Source organism: Croceimicrobium sp., from assembly GCF_965228705.1.
GTDB lineage: Bacteria > Bacteroidota > Bacteroidia > Flavobacteriales > Schleiferiaceae > Croceimicrobium.
Window position 1 is genome coordinate 2,655,574 of record NZ_OZ245832.1, and the last position, 18,298, is coordinate 2,673,871.

14 protein-coding genes are annotated in these 18,298 nt (G+C 44.0%); 8 read left to right on the top strand and 6 right to left on the bottom strand.

Features of this window, described 5'->3' with window-relative positions:
* Positions 1 to 3 precede the first annotated feature (3 nt).
* Positions 4 to 537 (top strand): acyl-CoA thioesterase, encoded by a 534-nt coding sequence (locus ACO05P_RS12025; RefSeq protein ID WP_421751173.1) that lies wholly within the window; start codon positions 4 to 6, stop codon positions 535 to 537.
* Here ACO05P_RS12025 and ACO05P_RS12030 read toward each other — a convergent pair.
* The gene (locus ACO05P_RS12030) at positions 511 to 1,470 is read right to left on the bottom strand and encodes a DUF6427 family protein (protein ID WP_421751174.1); all 960 of its coding nucleotides are present in this window, start codon (positions 1,468 to 1,470) and stop codon (positions 511 to 513) included. The genes ACO05P_RS12025 and ACO05P_RS12030 overlap by 27 nt on opposite strands.
* A gap of 43 nt (positions 1,471 to 1,513) precedes the next feature.
* Between ACO05P_RS12030 and ACO05P_RS12035 the strand changes: the two genes are divergently transcribed.
* Positions 1,514 to 1,684: a hypothetical protein gene (locus ACO05P_RS12035; protein ID WP_421751175.1), complete on the top strand. Its 171-nt coding sequence runs from the start codon at positions 1,514 to 1,516 to the stop codon at positions 1,682 to 1,684.
* Positions 1,685 to 1,690: 6 nt separating this feature from the next.
* On the opposite strand, the gene purD is transcribed toward ACO05P_RS12035, so the two are convergent.
* Positions 1,691 to 2,959, bottom strand: a complete 1,269-nt coding sequence (purD, locus tag ACO05P_RS12040) for a phosphoribosylamine--glycine ligase (protein ID WP_421751176.1) — start codon at positions 2,957 to 2,959, stop codon at positions 1,691 to 1,693.
* 147 nt (positions 2,960 to 3,106) lie between these two features.
* Here purD and gdhA point away from each other — a divergent pair, with 147 nt between their 5' ends.
* A complete protein-coding gene (gene gdhA / locus ACO05P_RS12045; protein ID WP_421751177.1) occupies positions 3,107 to 4,462 on the top strand; it encodes an NADP-specific glutamate dehydrogenase in 1,356 nt (451 codons plus the stop codon).
* Between the two features lie 75 nt (positions 4,463 to 4,537).
* Here the strand turns inward: gdhA and ACO05P_RS12050 are convergent, their stop codons facing one another.
* A complete protein-coding gene (locus ACO05P_RS12050; protein WP_421751178.1) occupies positions 4,538 to 5,401 on the bottom strand; it encodes a hypothetical protein in 864 nt (287 codons plus the stop codon).
* 130 nt (positions 5,402 to 5,531) lie between these two features.
* Here ACO05P_RS12050 and ACO05P_RS12055 point away from each other — a divergent pair, with 130 nt between their 5' ends.
* A complete protein-coding gene (locus ACO05P_RS12055) occupies positions 5,532 to 6,341 on the top strand; it encodes a glycoside hydrolase family 16 protein (RefSeq protein WP_421751179.1) in 810 nt (269 codons plus the stop codon).
* Here ACO05P_RS12055 and gatC read toward each other — a convergent pair.
* Together gatC and ACO05P_RS12065 are read right to left on the bottom strand one after the other, a co-directional pair.
* Positions 6,338 to 6,637 carry an Asp-tRNA(Asn)/Glu-tRNA(Gln) amidotransferase subunit GatC gene (gene gatC / locus ACO05P_RS12060; protein WP_210760236.1) on the bottom strand — a complete coding sequence of 100 codons (300 nt, stop codon included), beginning with the start codon at positions 6,635 to 6,637 and terminating at the stop codon, positions 6,338 to 6,340. The genes ACO05P_RS12055 and gatC overlap by 4 nt on opposite strands.
* A gap of 8 nt (positions 6,638 to 6,645) precedes the next feature.
* Positions 6,646 to 7,371: a lysophospholipid acyltransferase family protein gene (locus ACO05P_RS12065; RefSeq protein WP_421754901.1), complete on the bottom strand. Its 726-nt coding sequence runs from the start codon at positions 7,369 to 7,371 to the stop codon at positions 6,646 to 6,648.
* Between the two features lie 83 nt (positions 7,372 to 7,454).
* Here ACO05P_RS12065 and trpS point away from each other — a divergent pair, with 83 nt between their 5' ends.
* Entirely contained in the window at positions 7,455 to 8,426 is a 972-nt protein-coding gene (gene trpS, locus ACO05P_RS12070) for a tryptophan--tRNA ligase (protein WP_421751180.1), read from the top strand.
* Here trpS and lepA read toward each other — a convergent pair.
* Positions 8,423 to 10,219, bottom strand: a complete 1,797-nt coding sequence (gene lepA, locus ACO05P_RS12075; protein ID WP_421754903.1) for a translation elongation factor 4 — start codon at positions 10,217 to 10,219, stop codon at positions 8,423 to 8,425. The two genes, trpS and lepA, sit on opposite strands and share 4 nt — an antisense overlap.
* Positions 10,220 to 10,399: 180 nt before the next feature.
* Between lepA and ACO05P_RS12080 the strand changes: the two genes are divergently transcribed.
* The 3 genes from ACO05P_RS12080 to ACO05P_RS12090 all read left to right on the top strand — a co-directional run bounded on the left by ACO05P_RS12080 (position 10,400) and on the right by ACO05P_RS12090 (position 17,864).
* Positions 10,400 to 12,775 (top strand): gliding motility-associated C-terminal domain-containing protein, encoded by a 2,376-nt coding sequence (locus ACO05P_RS12080; protein ID WP_421751181.1) that lies wholly within the window; start codon positions 10,400 to 10,402, stop codon positions 12,773 to 12,775.
* 159 nt (positions 12,776 to 12,934) lie between these two features.
* Positions 12,935 to 15,304, top strand: coding sequence for a gliding motility-associated C-terminal domain-containing protein (locus ACO05P_RS12085; RefSeq protein ID WP_421751182.1), 2,370 nt, complete (start codon positions 12,935 to 12,937; stop codon positions 15,302 to 15,304).
* Positions 15,305 to 15,458: 154 nt separating this feature from the next.
* Positions 15,459 to 17,864, top strand: coding sequence for a gliding motility-associated C-terminal domain-containing protein (locus ACO05P_RS12090; protein WP_421751184.1), 2,406 nt, complete (start codon positions 15,459 to 15,461; stop codon positions 17,862 to 17,864).
* Positions 17,865 to 18,298 lie beyond the last annotated feature (434 nt).

Here is an 18,298-nt window from a genome sequence, read left to right on the forward strand (position 1 = left end):
GGCATGAAAGCGAAAACCCCTTCGGAGTCATTAACGGTAATGACCGAAATCGTACTCCCGAACGACACCAACAATCTTAAGAATCTATTTGGAGGCCAGCTTTTAAGCTGGATGGATCGTTGTGCAGCCATCGCCGCTCATCGTCACTGCCGCCGGATTGTAGTTACTGCATCTGTAAATAATGTTTCCTTTAATCAGGCCATTCCACAAGGAGCTATTGTAACCCTGGAAGCTAAGGTTTCCCGTGCCTTCAGTTCCAGTATGGAAGTTTTTGTGGATGTATATATCGAAGATCAAACCATTTCCGGTAAAAAAACCAAGGCCAATGAAGCTATCTACACTTTTGTGGCGGTAGATCAACTTGGCAATCCCATCAATATTCCGGCTATTCAGCCTGAAAGCGACAAAGAAAAAGCCCGCTACGAAGGTGCATTACGTCGTCGTCAATTATCCTTAATCTTAAGTGGTAAAATGGAACCTTCTGAAGCTACTGAGCTCAAGGCGCTGTTCTTAGGAGGGGAGGAAGAAAAAGCTTAGATAAGCTAAAAAAGGCAGGAGTAAGATCCCATCTCGCAGCCAACGATTTTCGATGGTTTGAATGGCAAGCGCTCCCAGGCTGGCACTCGGAAAAATAATGAGGCAAAGCCAAAAATTACTATTGGCAAAAAGTAAAAATCCGGCTACACCTACCAAAGCGTAGTAAAGCCAGAAATTAAGCTGTTGCCTTTGTTCATTATTGTATTGATTTCCTTGGGCCAGGTTGACTAATACCGAAAAACCCAGAAATAAAGCCATGATTACCAGTGGAATTAAGCGCTGATAATCCAGCTGGAAGCGAAAGAATTCCAAAGATTGCATTTCGATGGTCCAGGCTTGTAATAAATGCCAGTCCAGGAAATAATCCAAACTAAAAGCGAAATACAAAACTGCGCCATATCCCAGCAGTAAAGCCAGCATGCTACGTCCGTTTAATCGACGCAAGGCCACACTGAGACCCAGTGGGATTAAGAGTAAAAAAATACTTTCACCATGAATAAAGCCGGCTATAGCAATCCAAAATCCGGCACCAAAATTCAAGGGAGCGGCATTAGCTTTGGGAACCAAGACGGGCATCATCTGGAAAATCAAAAGGCTAAAAAGCAGGATACTCCAAAGTTCTAGACCCGCATTTAAGGGATAAAGCCAAATCCAAAATTGCATAGCAGCCAATAAGAAGCCTAAATATTGACCCGGGAAAAGGTGCTTTCGGTTTAAACTTTCAGCATAAAACAAGGAAGCACCTATGGTTACTAGGATGAAAACTAAAAAGGTAAACCAGGGCGACATTAATGGTAAATCCCATTCCGCCACCGGAAACCAAATTCCTTTGTGTACCGGATAGAGCCAATAAGTAGAAGCCAAAGCCAATATCAATACCAGGGCATTGAGCAAATTTCTGGGGCTGATATTGTTGAACAGTCTTGCAAACATCTGGGCTTTTTAGCTACTTTTGGGGCCACAAATTAATTAGGCCATGCAATTTAAAGATGTTGTTTTTGGATTAGGTGATTTTTTCACCTGGACCTTCGGAATTCTGACCCAATTAGAAAACCTTCCTAACATTCTCTTCTCAGGAATTATTTTCTTCCTTTTCCTCTACTGGATGCGCGAGATGGCGGGCCACGCCAAAGCAGGCGAAAAATAGACGCTCTTAAAGGTCAAAGCCAATATCCTTGCGGTATTGGATGCCTTCAAAACATATAGTTTTTGCAGCCGCATAGCTTTTTGCTAGTGCGGCTTCTTTATTTGGACCCATTGCACTTAAGGCTATTACACGACCTCCGGAAGTGAGTACTTTATCTTCTTCCAATTTAGTTCCGGCATGAAAAGGGATACAGTCGTTTACATTCTCCAAACCGGTAATTTCCTTGCCTTTGGCATAAGAGCCGGGATAACCTTCCGATACCGCCATTACAGTAGTACAGAACTCAGGGTGGATTTCAATTTTCTCCTCTGCTAATCTTCCTTCTGCTGCAGCATTAAGGTGTTTTAACAAATCACTTTTCAGGCGTGGCATTACCACTTCCGTTTCCGGGTCGCCCATTCGCACATTGTACTCAATTACTTTAGGCTCTCCTTTTACTTCAATCAATCCAAAGAAAACGAAGCCCACATAATCAAAGCTTTCGCTTGAAAGGCCCTTAATGGTTGGCTCTACTACCTGCTCAACTGTCTTCTGCCACAAGGCATCATCTACAAAGCTTACGGGAGATACCGCTCCCATTCCTCCGGTATTAGGCCCGGTATCACCTTCGCCTATCCGTTTATAATCCTTTGCAACCGGAAGTATAATATGATCCTTAGCATCGGTTAAGGCAAATACCGAATATTCACGGCCATCCAGAAACTCTTCAATTACCAGAGTTTTACTTGCAGCACCAAACTTTCCTTCGAGCATTGCTTTTGCTTCCGCCTTGGCTTCTTGTAAGTCCTCTAAGATCAGTACGCCTTTACCGGCCGCTAATCCATCAGCTTTAAGTACATATGGTGCCGCTAAGCTTTCTAAAAAAGTTTCCGCTTCCGCCACTTCACCAGCACTAAAGCTGCGGTAGGCGGCAGTAGGAATTTGATACTTGGCCATAAACTCCTTGGCGAACTTCTTACTTCCTTCCAACTCGGCCGCCGCTTGTGCCGGACCAATAATCTTCACGTTTTTCAGTTCATCATCCTGACGGAAAAAATCTACTACACCGGCCACTAAAGGAGCCTCAGGACCCACCAATACCAGGTCGATGCTATTCTGAATACAGAACAATTTGAGGGCGGGAAAGTCTTCTGGCGAAAGGGCAATATTCTTGGCAAAAGCAGCGGTACCGGCATTTCCGGGTGCCAAATACAAATGATCGCAATCAGCACTTTGTGCAATTTTCCAGGCTAAAGCATGTTCGCGGCCCCCGCCGCCCAAAATCAAAATATTCATGATGGAAGATTAAGCGGCAAAAGTAGCATATAAATGCCGGTAACAAGGGCTCTAATACTGGGCTCTACACAATTTAAAGCGAGGATATATCCCATGCTTTTGGAATGATAAAAAAACTACTTTTGCCTAAGAATTAATGCATAATCTATGTCTGCAAATTACACCTCTCAGATCAACGCTTTCATGGATAAGGTAGCGGCTAAAAACGGCCACGAACCTGAGTTTTTGCAAGCGGTGCACGAAGTGGCTGAGGCCATTATTCCCTTTGTGGAAGAGCACCCTAAGTACAAAAACAGTAATATCCTGGAGCGTATTGTAGAACCCGAACGCGTAATTATGTTCCGCGTGCCGTGGATCGATGATCAAGGAAATGCCCAAGTTAACCGCGGTTACCGGGTAGAGTTTAACTCGGCAATCGGACCTTACAAAGGTGGATTGCGTTTTCACCCTTCGGTAAACCTTTCTATCCTTAAGTTCCTGGGCTTTGAGCAGGTCTTTAAAAACTCCCTCACCACCTTGCCTATTGGTGGCGGTAAAGGAGGTTCGGATTTCGACCCAAAAGGAAAGTCCGATAACGAAGTAATGAAGTTCTGCCAGTCTTTTATGACTGAATTACAACGTCATATTGGTCCTGATACCGATGTTCCTGCGGGAGATATCGGAGTAGGTGGTCGTGAAATCGGTTACCTATTCGGACAGTACAAACGCTTACGTAATGAGTTTACCGGTGTATTAACCGGTAAAGGCATCAATTGGGGCGGTTCTTTAATCCGTCCTGAAGCTACCGGTTACGGTGCGGTGTACTTCACCAAGGAAATGCTAAAAACGCAAGGTCAAGACCTAAGTGCTAAAAAAGTAGCCATCTCTGGTTCCGGTAACGTAGCTCAGTTTGCTTGTCAAAAAGTACAGCAAATGGGTGGTACCGTAATCAGTATGTCTGACTCTTCCGGATACATCCATGCTCCAGAAGGAATTACCGAAGAAATATTAAACTATGTAATGGAAGTGAAGAACGTTCGTCGTGGACGTATCCATGAAGTAGCTGATAAATTCGACGGAGTAAGCTTCCATGCTGGTGAACGTCCATGGGGATTAAAATGTGATATCGCTATTCCTTGCGCTACGCAAAACGAATTGAATGGCGAAGAAGCAAAAACTTTAATCGCTAACGGTACCATCGCGGTATCTGAAGGAGCCAACATGCCTTGTACTCCTGAAGCAGTAGAAGCTTTCCACGCTGCAAAAATCTTATTTGCTCCTGGTAAAGCTGCTAATGCTGGTGGTGTGGCTACCTCTGCATTAGAGATGGCACAAAACAGTATGCGTATGAGCTGGACTGCTGAAGAAGTAGATCAGAAGTTACATAGCATCATGATTAATATTCATGAAAACGCTGAGAAATACGGAAAAGGTGAAGATGGTTATGTTGACTACGTAAAAGGAGCCAATATTGCTGGCTTTGTAAAAGTAGCCGACGCCATGTTAGACCAGGGTGTAGTATAAACTAGACTCTCCTTAAAATACAAAAGCCAGCTGTTTTGCAACAGCTGGCTTTTTTTTATGATTGGTGTTTCAAGTTTATAAAAGCTGAACTTTGTATCCCACCGTCATATTCATGTTGAAAGGATCAGCAAAGGGGTAGATAGAAGTTAAACTTCCAAAATTAAAACGGGCGTAGAAATCTCTAATATTGAAGCCCGCATGCATTGTACCGTTTAAAATATAACTCTCCCAAACTCCTAAATCCGTTTGGTATAAATGGTTTAGAAATCCTAATCCAAAATTAAAACCATAGGTCCCATAATCGAAAACTAGCTCCGAATAGAAGTGGGTACTCATAAAATTAGAAGCGGCCGGTGTGGCCCTTAATTCATTGTCAAAAGGATCAAGGAAATAGGTATAGCTGGAATCAATCGCAATCTGTCGATAGTCTCCATAAGTGCCGGATTCAGCCGCAAAAGTGTGTTGCACATTAAATACCCGCCAGCATAAATTGCTCTTACGGCTCATTTCATAATTGAGATCAATCGAAAGGTTAATGCGACCGCCATAACCCGAATAGGTCTGTCGGCGTTTCATTCCAAACTGCTCCGCTTCTTCAGGACCGATAGATCGACCGGAATAACTAAACATACTAAGACCACCACTAAAGGCGGTACCCGATTTTTTAGATAATGATTTAGAAAAACTTATTCCGGCTTCGCCAAAGTAAGATTGAAGATTCACATCATTGAGCATGGTCGCATCCTCCGCAAAAGGTGGATCAATGTCATAAAAGGCCAGCCCTCCAGAAATCGGAATCATCAATTTCAATTCTTCATCTTCGGGAGCAACAGGTTTTTCCATAGCATTTGCTGCCAGGGGATGAGCCGAATGCGGCAGATTAACACAGGCTGTGCTCAGCATAGCCAGGGTGCAAATCATTAAGAGTGATTTTTTCATAGTTAAGTTTTTAGACCGCTAAAGATAGAATCTTCTTCCTATCTTTTAATACCACCCTTAATAGAGACCTTGAGCCAAGCCAGTACTGGACCAATAAAAACTTAAATTAGCCTTGCCCCATAGCTATTACATGAACCGCAATTCTATCTTTAGTATCCTTTTGCTATTCGGTCTTTTGGCTTGTGGGCCGAAGCGTCACCATCGAGAGTATATGCCACACAGTGTGCATTTTGCCCATCGTGATTGGTGGATAAAATCCAGCCCGGAGATTCAAGGGCCAGGTTCCAATGTCTTTAGCTACCGCAATGTATGGGTCGATTGGCAAGGGCATTTACACCTAAAAGTGAAAGAAAAGGACAATCGCTGGACCTGTGCTGAAGTGTATACCAAAGATAGCTTGGGTTACGGTCGATACGAAATGGAAGTAGATGGTCAGTTAGGAGACCTGGACCCCTATTTGGTATTCGGATTCTTTACCTGGGACCCTCATACTTTTGAAGATCAAGCAAACAGCGAGATTGACATTGAATTTTCGCGCTGGGGATTTCCCCTTGCTCCACGGGTTTTGCATTACTCTGTGCATCCGGTTTCATTGCAGAAGTTATTTCTGGAACGTTTTCAATCCTCCAATTCCAATCCGCAGAATTGGAATGGTCGCAGCCGTCATATTATGGAATGGCGCGATACTTCCATCACCTTTTATTCCTACCGCATAAGCCGTGCTGGAGAAGACTTACTTGAAAGTTTCCATTATAGCTTTAAAAACCCTCCTCGCAAAAAAGGGGTCGAAGGTCAATTCAGTGAGGCCATTACGGTCCCAAAGCCCGGTGAGAGCAATCAAGCTCGCTTTAATTTGTGGATATTCGGAGCCAAAGAGGCCCCCTTAAATGAAAGGGAAACGGAAATTGTTATACGCGATTTCCACTATGAAGCCTATTAGTCTTCTTCGCGTTTCAGAACCTTAGGAACGCGGAAATAATCACTGTCTTTATCCGGAGCATTCTTCAAGGCTTCATCCTTGGTTAAGACCGTTTCAGAAACATCTTCGCGCAGCACATTGCGCTCTTCACTGAGATATACCAAAGGCTCCACACCTTCCAGATCCAGTTCATTGATCTTTTCTACAAAGCCCAAAATTTTATCCATATCCCCTTGCATAGACTGCATTTCTTCCTCGCTGAATTCTAAACGAGCCAGATGGGCTAAGTGACGGATTTCGTCTAAACTGATCTTCATGTCTTGAGCTACTTTTGCGCTTGCAAAGATTGGAAAATATCGTCGTAACACTGCTGCTTTAAACGACTTACTTCTTCTGGACTATTCTCCTGAGGTTGTAAAAATGGCATCACATCGACCTTCAGTACACCGGGTCGACCGCGAAAATTATCATAGGGCAATAAACGCTTACAATCGTGAAAGGCCGCAGGAATAATGGTAACCCCCTTAGTGGCCGCTAAGCGAAAGGCACCATTTTTAAAAGGCGCTAAGGTAATTTCTTCTCGTGGTGCCATACCTTCAGGGTAGATACACATGCCTAAACCTTCATCGATTTTCTCCGCTGCTAAGTCATAAGTCATTTTACGACTGCTTAAACTGGAGCGATCTACCAGAATATTAGTACGCTTATAGAAATAACCGAAAAGAGGCAGCTTGGTGAGTTCTTTCTTTCCAATAAATAGATAGGGCGTTGGAAAAACCGCCAGGGTTAACATTATATCCAGCATGCTGGTATGGTTGGCACAAATAATATACTGGCCATTAGGTTCTGGCTTCTCAGCCCAATTCACCTTCCAGCGAAAGCCACAAAGCACCAAGACTATTTTGGCCCAAAGGCGCTCAAAATAAAAGAATTGGAGGTAGGTCTTCGGACTTAAAGAAGTGAAGAAAATAAAGGGAAACAAAAGTATGATCGCGATAAAATTCGCGAGGTAAAACCATACTCTAAATAATGGGGCCAGGATATAACGCATCACACAATGGCGGCAAAAGTAAAATATTGCCCGGTACGCCCGATCTTGCTTCTTACATTTGTGGCCTTAAAGCAAGAAACACAATGGCACGGATCCTCACTGGTATTCAGAGCAGCGGAATTCCCCACTTAGGAAATGCCCTGGGCGCAATTGAGCCAGGAATAGAATTGTCGCAAAAAGCCGGCAATGAATCTTTTTTCTTTATTGCTGATTTACACTCTCTTACTTCGGTAAAAGATGCGGAGAAACGCAAGGAAAGTGTATACGCCGTGGCTGCTGCCTGGCTGGCTCTGGGTTTTGATGTAGAGAATAACTACTTCTACCGTCAGAGTGATATCCCTGAAGTAACTGAGCTTACCTGGTACCTCTCTTGCTTTACGCCCTATCCGATGCTGGCCAATGCCCATAGCTTTAAGGATAAAAGTGATCGTTTAGCCGATGTAAATGCCGGTTTATTCACCTATCCGGTATTAATGGCCTCGGATATTCTACTTTATGATGCCGATGAAGTTCCCGTGGGAAAGGATCAAAAGCAACATCTGGAAATGACCCGCGATATGGCCAGTACCCTAAATCATAGAGTGGGACAGGAGGTATTAAAATTACCTGAAGCCGTAATTCGTGAATCCGTAAAAACCGTTCCGGGTACCGATGGCCAAAAGATGAGTAAGAGCTATGGCAATACCATAGACATTTTTGCTTCGGCGAAAGCCTTAAAAAAGCAGGTAATGGGCATTGTTACCGATAGTACTCCTTTAGAAGAGCCCAAAGATCCGGATACATGTAATGTTTTTGCTCTTTATCAACTATTGGCTACCGAGGCACAAATCGAAGCAATGCGGGCCAATTATTTAGGCGGTAATTACGGTTACGGACATGCTAAAAAGGCACTTTTGGAATTGATCATGGAGCGCTATGGTGAGGCTCGTGAGAAATACCAAAACTTGATTGAAAACCCACAGCAAATTGAAGACTACCTTTTGGCGGGTGCCGAAAAAGTACGTCCGATTGCTCGTGAGGTTCTAAACCGGGTTAGAGGAAGTTTAGGCTTCTAATCGTTTAGCTTTAATACGGCTAAGAACGCCTGTTGGGGAATTTCTACGTTCCCTACCTGGCGCATACGCTTTTTACCGGCCTTTTGCTTTTCGAGCAGTTTACGCTTACGCGAGATATCACCTCCATAACATTTGGCAGTTACATCTTTACGCAGAGCACTCAAGGTTTCACGGGCAATAATCTTAGCTCCAATGGCAGCCTGAATGGCGATCATAAACTGCTGGCGAGGAATCAATTCCTTCAGCTTTTCACATATCTTCTTACCAATATCATAGGCATTACTACGGTGAATTAAGGCTGATAAGGCATCCACCGGTTCGCCATTTAACATCACATCTACTTTCACCATATCGCTTTCGCGGTAGCCGGTAGGATGATAGTCGAAAGATGCATAACCCCGAGAAATAGACTTTAGGCGATCGTAAAAATCAAACACGATTTCTGCCAAAGGCATATCAAAACTCAGCTCCACCCGCTCTGCGGTTAGGTAAACCTGATTGGTTAGGATACCCCGTTTCTCAATGGCCAAATTCATTACCGCACCTACATAATCGGCTTTAGTAATAATCTGAGCTTTGATATAGGGCTCCTCGATATGATCCATCTTAGTTGGATCCGGGAACTCGGTAGGGTTATTTACAATTACACAGCGCTCCGGATCCTTCTTCATAAAAGAATGGTAGCTCACGTTAGGAACGGTGGTAATAACGGTCATATTAAACTCACGCTCTAAACGCTCCTGGATAATCTCCATGTGGAGCATGCCCAAGAAACCACAACGGAAACCGAAACCTAATGCCGCTGAAGACTCAGGTTCAAAAGTTAAGCTGGCATCGTTTAATTGCAGCTTCTCTAAAGAAGTACGGAGCTCTTCAAATTCATCGGTGTCTACCGGATAAATTCCGGCGAATACCATGGGCTTCACGTTTTCAAATCCTGCAATTGGCTTATCTGCAGGGCGCTCTACCGTAGTGATGGTATCCCCAACTTTAACTTCTTTCGCTTCCTTAATCCCGGAAATAATATAGCCTACGTTTCCAGTACCAATTTCTTTCTGGGGCTCTTGCCGAAGACGCAAAACCCCAATTTCGTCGGCATCATACTTACTCCCGGTATTCATGAACTTAACTGCCGATCCAGCCTTCATGGATCCGTTTACCACCTTAAAAAAGGCTTCAATACCGCGGTAAGGATTAAATACGGAATCAAAGATCAGGGCTTGTAATGGAGCATCAGGATCTCCTTCCGGAGCGGGAATACGATGTACAACGGCCTCTAAAATATCTGCAATACCAATACCGGTTTTGGCAGAAGCCATGATGATATCTTCATCTTCACAGCCAATCAAATCAATAATTTGATCCTTTACTTCTTCCGGGTTGGCACTGGGAAGATCTACTTTATTGAGCACGGGAATAATTTCCAAATCATGCTCAAGAGCTAAATACAGGTTGGAAATAGTTTGCGCTTGAATACCCTGAGCTGCATCTACAACCAAAAGGGCCCCTTCACAAGCAGCAATGGCTCGCGATACCTCATAGGAGAAATCCACGTGTCCGGGGGTATCAATAAGGTTAAGGGTATAGGTTGTGCCTTCATGAAGATAATTCATTTGGATAGCGTGACTCTTAATGGTAATACCACGTTCACGCTCCAGATCCATATCATCGAGCAGCTGGTTTTTCGCCTCACGCTCCGTAACCGTCTGCGTATGCTCTAACAAACGATCTGCCAGGGTACTTTTACCATGGTCGATATGAGCAATAATGCAGAAATTTCGGATCTTATTCATCTTCATAGGGCGCAATTTCATTTAAACTGCGAAAGTACGTAAAAGGACGACCCAAATTTCGCTTCCTCCAGCGAGGGCATTTTTAAGTTGATCATCTGCAGATTTGAAGCTGAGAATCAAGGGTATTCTTGGGATACTTGACGCTATCTCTTACATTTACGGTTTATAATGAACTGTGGCATGAAATTATTCAAACAAATTGGCGCTTTGGCCTTTGTATTTCTATTCTTCGGAAATCCAAAAGCTGAAGCCTCTCACTTCTCCAGTGGCGAGATCTATTATCGCTGGGCACCCACTGCAAATGATTCCAGTCGATACGAAGTTTTTGTAAACTGGTATCGGAATAATGGTGGTATTGCCATTACCCAAACCACTCAGGTTGTGTGCATTACCAGTAGTTGCTTTTCAAATGTAAACGTAACTCTAAACCGAATTATGCCCCCTCCCGGTCAGGCTTCACCCAATGATAATAATGGCGGTTGGATTGTTCCCGGTTTGGATGAATGTGCCAATGCTACCGATCCTTCTTACAAAGATTTATCCGTTCACAAATTTTCTGGTTTTGTGAGCCTCCCCGGAACCTGTGGTGACTTTAAATTTACGGCTAATGCGATTTGTTGTCGTGATGTGTCCACCAACCTGTCCACTTCACCCAACATGTACCTCGAAGCCAAATTGAACAATACATTGGGAGAAAGCTCTTCTCCTGAAATTCAGGCTCCTGCCGGTAAAGCTTTCTGCTTAACTCAACCCGGCGCCAAGCCCTTCCAGTTTATTCAAGCTGCCATTGATGCGGATAATGACAGTATCCTATACCGTTTTGGACAGCCCCAATCGGGTGTAGTTTGTGGACCCGGAACCAATATTGCTTTCTCTGCCGGTTATACCGTAAACGCCCCTTTCCCTAGTTCTACTGGGATTGTGATCGATCAGAGTACGGGTATCTTCACCTTTAGCCCTAACCAACAAGGTTCTTATGTGGTTAAAATTGTTGTGGAAGACTGGCGTTTTGACCCTATTACCTTACAATGGTTAAATATTGGGGAATCAGTTCGAGAGATTCAGATTCCGGTTACCGCTAATTGTAACCCTGCTTCTGCCGATGGACCACGACTCTCTTTAACTTCTTCAACCAATAATGCTGCTATTCAGAACTTTACGCAGGCTGATGTCGATAGCCTAAAAAACCTCTATAATATTCGCGAATTCCGAGGCGAAGACAGCATTAGCAATGGTACTGCTACCGTGCACCAAATTCCGGTATTCCAAGGTTATCAGTGCTTCGACTCTATCGTTTCTATTGAGTTTAACAACAATATTCGCTGTTCTTCAGTTGACCCTACCGACTTCCGTCTGATTGGTCCTGATGGAGTAGCGCGTCCGGTAGTGGATGTAGAAACCAACTGTCAATTCCTGGTTTCACGTAACCTTGATTTGAAGTTAAATCAACCTCTGGATATTGATGGTACCTATGTACTGCAGATCCGTCGGGGTAATGATGGTAACACCCTCACCAATGAGTGCGGTATTGAACTTTCGGAGTTCTATACCTTCCTGATTCCGGTAAGTGGATGTCCTGCTCCTACCTATGAACTTGATGGGCTCACCGTTGAAGGTGACGTTAACGTTCGTTTAGACTGGTCCGGAAATGCCGCCTTACAAGATCCTTCTATCGTGGCAACCTTCAACTCTTGGAATATCTACCGTGCCGATGCTGGAAGACGTCCTTTCTCTTTATTAAAAGTGGTTGACGATGCCAATGCTCGTTTCTTCGTAGACAGCTTTGCGCCCAATGGTTATTATGTAGACAACTTCATTTACGATTATCAGGTACAATTAGTGTACAATGGCAAAGGACGTATCCCCAGCCGTTTCTGCTCTAATATCAATCTGCGCATCGACAGTGCTCAGCGTTCCGATAACAATCTTCCCTTATATTGGAATCACTTCAAGTGTATTGATCCATCGGTACGAAACTACGATGTATTTAATGGTAAGCGGGACACTACCGTTCCTGCTCCTGGTATTAGCTGGACCTTGCAATCGCAAACTACCGATACGACCGCCAATATTGCCATCCCCCCTGGAGACAGTACCACGCAAGGAACTTACGCTGCTCGGGTAGTAGCCCGAAATGTAAATGGCAACAGCCGCACCGACTCCTCCGAGTCGAACTGGGTGTACTATTACATTGTGTATTATCCACCCGTAATTCCGCCGCCTCCAGCAACAGTAGGTGAGGTGATTATCCCGAACATCATTACTCCCAATGGTGATGGCTTCAACGATCGCTTCTACATTAAAGCACCACTCGATGGAGGGGCTCAGTATGAAAACATCTCGGTGAGTATTTTCAACCGCCATGGTGAGCGCGTGTACAAGAATGATGATTTTGCCAGTATTAATGACGAGAATCAAGGCTGGATGGGCGTGAACAACTCCGGGCAAAAACTAGCCTCGGGGGTATACTTCTACATCATCCAAATGGATAATCCCGCCTCCAATGAATCTCAAACCCTGCAAGGAAATATTACTATCAATACCGGTGGTTTATAATCCACTTCCGTAGACTCATTTTTAGAAAGCCGATTTCAATGAAATCGGCTTTTTTACTAGTTGGAATCACCTTTTACTCATTTATACAAGTCAAAGAGTATTTTACTGTCTTAGTACTACGTACATTGTTATACATTAGCGTTCCAAAATTTTCGAGGTATGAAATTTTTAAAATTACTAGGCTTAGTTCTTTTATTCTCTTTGAGCCTTAGCCCCTTAGAGGCGTCCCACTATTCCAGTGGTGATTTATATTATAAATGGTCTCCCACGGCCAACGATTCCAGTCGTTACGAGGTTTTCGTAAACTTTTATCGGAATAACGGTGGAGCAACTATTCCCGGTGGTACTTTCCAAATTTGTATTACCAGTAGCTGTTACCCAAATATCAACGTAACACTAAACAAGCTTTTACCACCTGCTGGCCAGGCATCACCCAATGATAATAATGGCGGTTGGATTGTTCCAGGCTTGGATGAATGTGCCAATGCTACTGATCCTTCTTACAAAGATTTATCCGTTCACAAATGGAGTGGATTTGTAAGCTTACCCGGAACTTGCGGTGACTTTAAATTTACGGCAGCTCCTCCTTGTTGTCGTGACGTATCCACCAACTTGGCGACTTCACCCAACATGTACCTCGAAGCCAAATTGAACAACACATTGGGAGAAAGCTCTTCTCCTGAAATTCAGGCTCCTGCCGGTAAAGCTTTCTGCTTAACTCAACCCGGCGCCAAGCCCTTCCAGTTTATTCAAGCTGCCATTGATGCGGATAATGACAGTATCCTATACCGTTTTGGACAACCTCAGTCTGGTAACAACTGTGGTCCTGGTACCAATATTGCTTTCTCTGCCGGTTATACCGTAAACGCCCCTTTCCCTAGTTCTACTGGGATTGTGATCGATCAGAGTACGGGCATCTTCACCTTTAGCCCTAACCAACAAGGTTCTTATGTAGTTAAGATTATTGTAGAAGACTGGCGTTTTGACCCTATTACCTTACAATGGTTAAATATCGGGGAAACGGTTCGAGAGATTCAGATTCCGGTTACCGCTAACTGTAACCCTGCTTCTGCCGATGGACCGCGACTCTCTTTAACTTCTTCAACCAATAATGCTGCTATTCAGAACTTTACGCAGGCTGATGTCGATAGCCTAAAAAACCTCTATAATATTCGCGAATTCCGAGGCGAAGACAGCATTAGCAATGGTACTGCTACCGTGCACCAAATTCCGGTATTCCAAGGTTATCAGTGCTTCGACTCTATCGTTTCTATTGAGTTTAACAACAATATTCGCTGTTCTTCAGTTGACCCTACCGACTTCCGTCTGATTGGTCCTGATGGAGTAGCGCGTCCGGTAGTGGATGTAGAAACCAACTGTCAATTCCTGGTTTCACGTAACCTTGATTTGAAGTTAAATCAACCTCTGGATATTGATGGTACCTATGTACTGCAGATCCGTCGGGGTAATGATGGTAACACCCTCACCAATGAGTGCGGTATTGAACTTTCGGAGTTCTATACCTTCCTGATTCCGGTGAGTGGATGTCCTGCTCCTACCTATGAACTTGATGGGCTCACCGTTGAAGGTGACGTTAACGTTCGTTTAGACTGGTCCGGAAATGCCGCCTTACAAGATCCTTCTATCGTGGCAACCTTCAACTCTTGGAATATCTACCGTGCCGATGCTGGAAGACGTCCTTTCTCTTTATTAAAAGTGGTTGACGATGCCAATGCTCGTTTCTTCGTAGACAGCTTTGCGCCCAATGGTTATTATGTAGACAACTTCATTTACGATTATCAGGTACAATTAGTGTACAATGGCAAAGGACGTATCCCCAGCCGTTTCTGCTCTAATATCAATCTGCGCATCGACAGTGCTCAGCGTTCCGATAACAATCTTCCCTTATACTGGAATCACTTCAAGTGTATTGATCCATCGGTACGAAACTACGATGTATTTAATGGTAAGCGGGACACTACCGTTCCTGCTCCTGGTATTAGCTGGACCTTGCAATCACAAACTACCGATACCACCGCCAATATTGCCATCCCCCCTGGAGACAGTACCACGCAAGGAACTTACGCTGCTCGGGTAGTAGCCCGAAATGTAAATGGCAACAGCCGCACCGACTCCTCCGAGTCGAACTGGGTGTACTATTACATTGTGTATTATCCACCCGTAATTCCAGATCCTCCTGCAACTGTGGGTGAGGTGATTATCCCGAACATCATCACTCCCAATGGTGATGGTTTCAATGATCGCTTCTACATTAAAGCACCACTTGATGGAGGGGCTCAATATGAAAACATCTCGGTGAGTATTTTCAACCGCCATGGTGAGCGCGTGTACAAGAACGATGATTTTGCCAGTATTAATGACGAGAATCAAGGCTGGATGGGCGTGAACAACTCCGGGCAAAAATTAGCCTCGGGGGTATACTTCTACATCATCCAAATGGATAATCCCGCCTCCAATGAATCTCAAACCCTGCAGGGGAATATTACTATCAACACTGTTGGTTTGTAGTAACTCATAAAACTGATCGATAACTCAAGGCCGTCCAAATTAGGACGGCCTTTTTTTATTCGAAAAGTGCTAATCCTCAGTCATAAATCCCCACAAATTAGTCTGTCTTTACATGGTTGCCATATGCTGCTAGCTTGCTTAAAAATTAGCAACCATGAAAATATTAACTTCGGTCTTCCTTCGGTTTCTTTCCGTTCTATTGCTTCTCACCTTAAGCTTTAGCCTAAAGGCCTCGCATTATTCCAGCGGTGAAATATTCTATCGCTGGTCCCCAACTCCTACCGATTCTTTGCGCTATGAAATCTGTGTGTATTTCTATCGCTATACCGGTTCCCCTGCCACCATTCCCAATCAACCGATCAACATCTGTATTTCCAGCAGTTGCTATCCAGATGTTAGCGTAGCTCTAAACAAAAACTTGCCGCCTCCCGGTCAAGCCTCGCCCAATGATAATAATGGCGGTTGGATTGTTAATGGTTTGGACGAATGTGCCGATGTAAATGATCCAGATTATAAGGACCTTGCTGCCCATATCTGGTGTGGTTATGCCACCCTTCCCGGTATCTGTGGTGATTTTGAGTTTACCGCCGGACCACCCTGTTGCCGTGATGAAGCCGATAATCTGGTAGCCTCTAATGGTCGCAGCATGGTAATTACTGCCAAATTGAACAATACGCTCGGTCATAATTCATCTGCCGAAATTCAGGCCCCAGCCGGAAAGGCCTTTTGTTTATCACAACCTGGATCTAAACCTTTTGAATTTTTACAAGCTGCCTTTGATGCAGACGGCGATAGTTTGGTTTATCGCCTAGGTCATCCTGAAGAGGCCACCGGTTTTCCTGATGCCTTTAACAATGCTTATTGCGGCGGTAAAGCGAACATCCCTTTTGCAACTGGTTACACAGTAAACAATCCCTTCCCGAGCTCCACTGGCTTTGTTATTGACCAAAAAACCGGAATCTTCCGATTTAGCCCTAGTCAACAAGGTTCTTATGTGATTAAAATCGTGGTTGAAGACTGGCGCTTTGATCCCGTTCATTTACTCTGGGTAAAAATTGGTGAAATGGTCCGTGAAATTCAAATTCCGGTAACGGCTAATTGCAATCCCACCTCTCAAGCCGGCCCGCGTTTATCCCTTACCTCCTCCAGCAATAATGCAGTTATCCAAAACTTCAGTCAGGCTCAAATCGACAGCATGAAACTGGCTTACAATATGCAAGTCTTTTTTGGTGATGACAGCATTAGTAATGGTACAGCTACTGTTCATCAAATTCCGATATTCCAGGGCTATCAGTGCTTTGACTCTATTGTTTCTATTGAATTCAACAATAATGTACGTTGCTCTTCTGTAGACCCCACCGACTTTCGTCTGATTGGTCCGGATGGCGTAGCGCGGCCAGTGGTAGAAGTTGAAACCAATTGCCAATTTTTGGTTACCCGGAATCTTGATTTAAAGTTAAACCAACCTTTGGATGTGGATGGGACCTATGTACTGCAGATTCGTCGGGGTAATGATGGTAACACCCTCACCAATGAATGTGGTATTGAGCTTTCAGAATTCTATACCTTCCTGATTCCGGTGAGTGGCTGCCCAAGCCCCCGCTACGAATTGGACGGCCTAACGGTGGAGGGCGATATGAACATTCGTTTAGATTGGTCTGGCAATGCTGATCTTCAAGACCCTGCGGTTGTGGCTTCTTTTGATGCCTGGAATATCTATCGTGCTGATGCAGGCGTACGTCCTTTTTCTCTTCTCGAGGTCATTAAGGATCCAAATGCCCGATTTAGGCTTGATACATTTGCGCCCAATGGATATTATGTAGACAATTTCGTTTACGACTATCAGATTCAGTTAGTTTACAATGGCAAAGGCCGAATCCCCAGTCGTTTCTGCTCCAATATCAATTTGCGAATTGATAATGATTTACGTACCGAAAGTAAACTTCCCGTCTATTGGAATCATTATAAATGTATAGATCCCGTGGTGCGTAATTACGATGTATTTAAAGGAAAACGAGACACCAATTTAGCTGCACCGGGAATCATTTGGAATCTCCATTCACAAACTACGGATACTACTGCCATCATCGACATACCGGCAGCAGATAGCTCAAATCAGGGTACCTATGCAATACGGGTTGTTGCGCGCAATGTAAATGGTTCTAGTAGAACAGATTCATCAGAATCCAATTGGGTGTATTACTATATCGTTCATTATCCCGGAGAACCAGAACCTACGGTTGGGGAAGTTCTAATTCCCAATATCATCACGCCTAATGGGGATGGATTAAATGATCGCTTTTACATCCAAAGTCCGGCGAACGGTGTTCAATATGAACATATTTCCTTGAGTATCTTCAATCGTCATGGCGAGAGGGTGTATCAGAACCCCAATTTCGATGCGGTAAATGATGCTGCACAGGGTTGGGAGGGCGTTAATCAGTCTGGACAAAGACTCAGTTCTGGTGTCTACTTCTATATCATTGAAATGAGTAACCCTTCCAGCGGTGAAGCACAAAGTCTGGAAGGCACCCTAACCGTAAATGCAAACGGTTTCTAAGCTAAGATCGCTTTAACTCAATGCCGCCTCTAAACCGGGCGGCATTTTTCATTAGGTACATACCCAGGCTCAATTGAAAACTTGCTTTACAAAGTGAGGATTGCCAATGCCTGAACAGCTTTCTACTTTTAATCAAAATCCAACCATGAAATGTTTTTATTCACGAAAAGGCCTTGCAGCAGTTCTGCTTCCACTATCATTCTGCTCGCTTGGCCCTCTTTTTTATTCCACAATTTCATATCTCATTTAGGGATCCACTTATGCCATTCAAAAGCGTTTTAGCTTAGAAAATAAATTACTAACAAACAGGGCTGTGTAAACATTTGCTCTTAAGGAACAAATTTCCTTTTTCTGTTTCGATCAAAAGAGGTGAGCCTTAACTAAGTCTCGCCTTTTTTATTTGCCCTCAGCTTCAAGGAGTTCTATTTTTACCA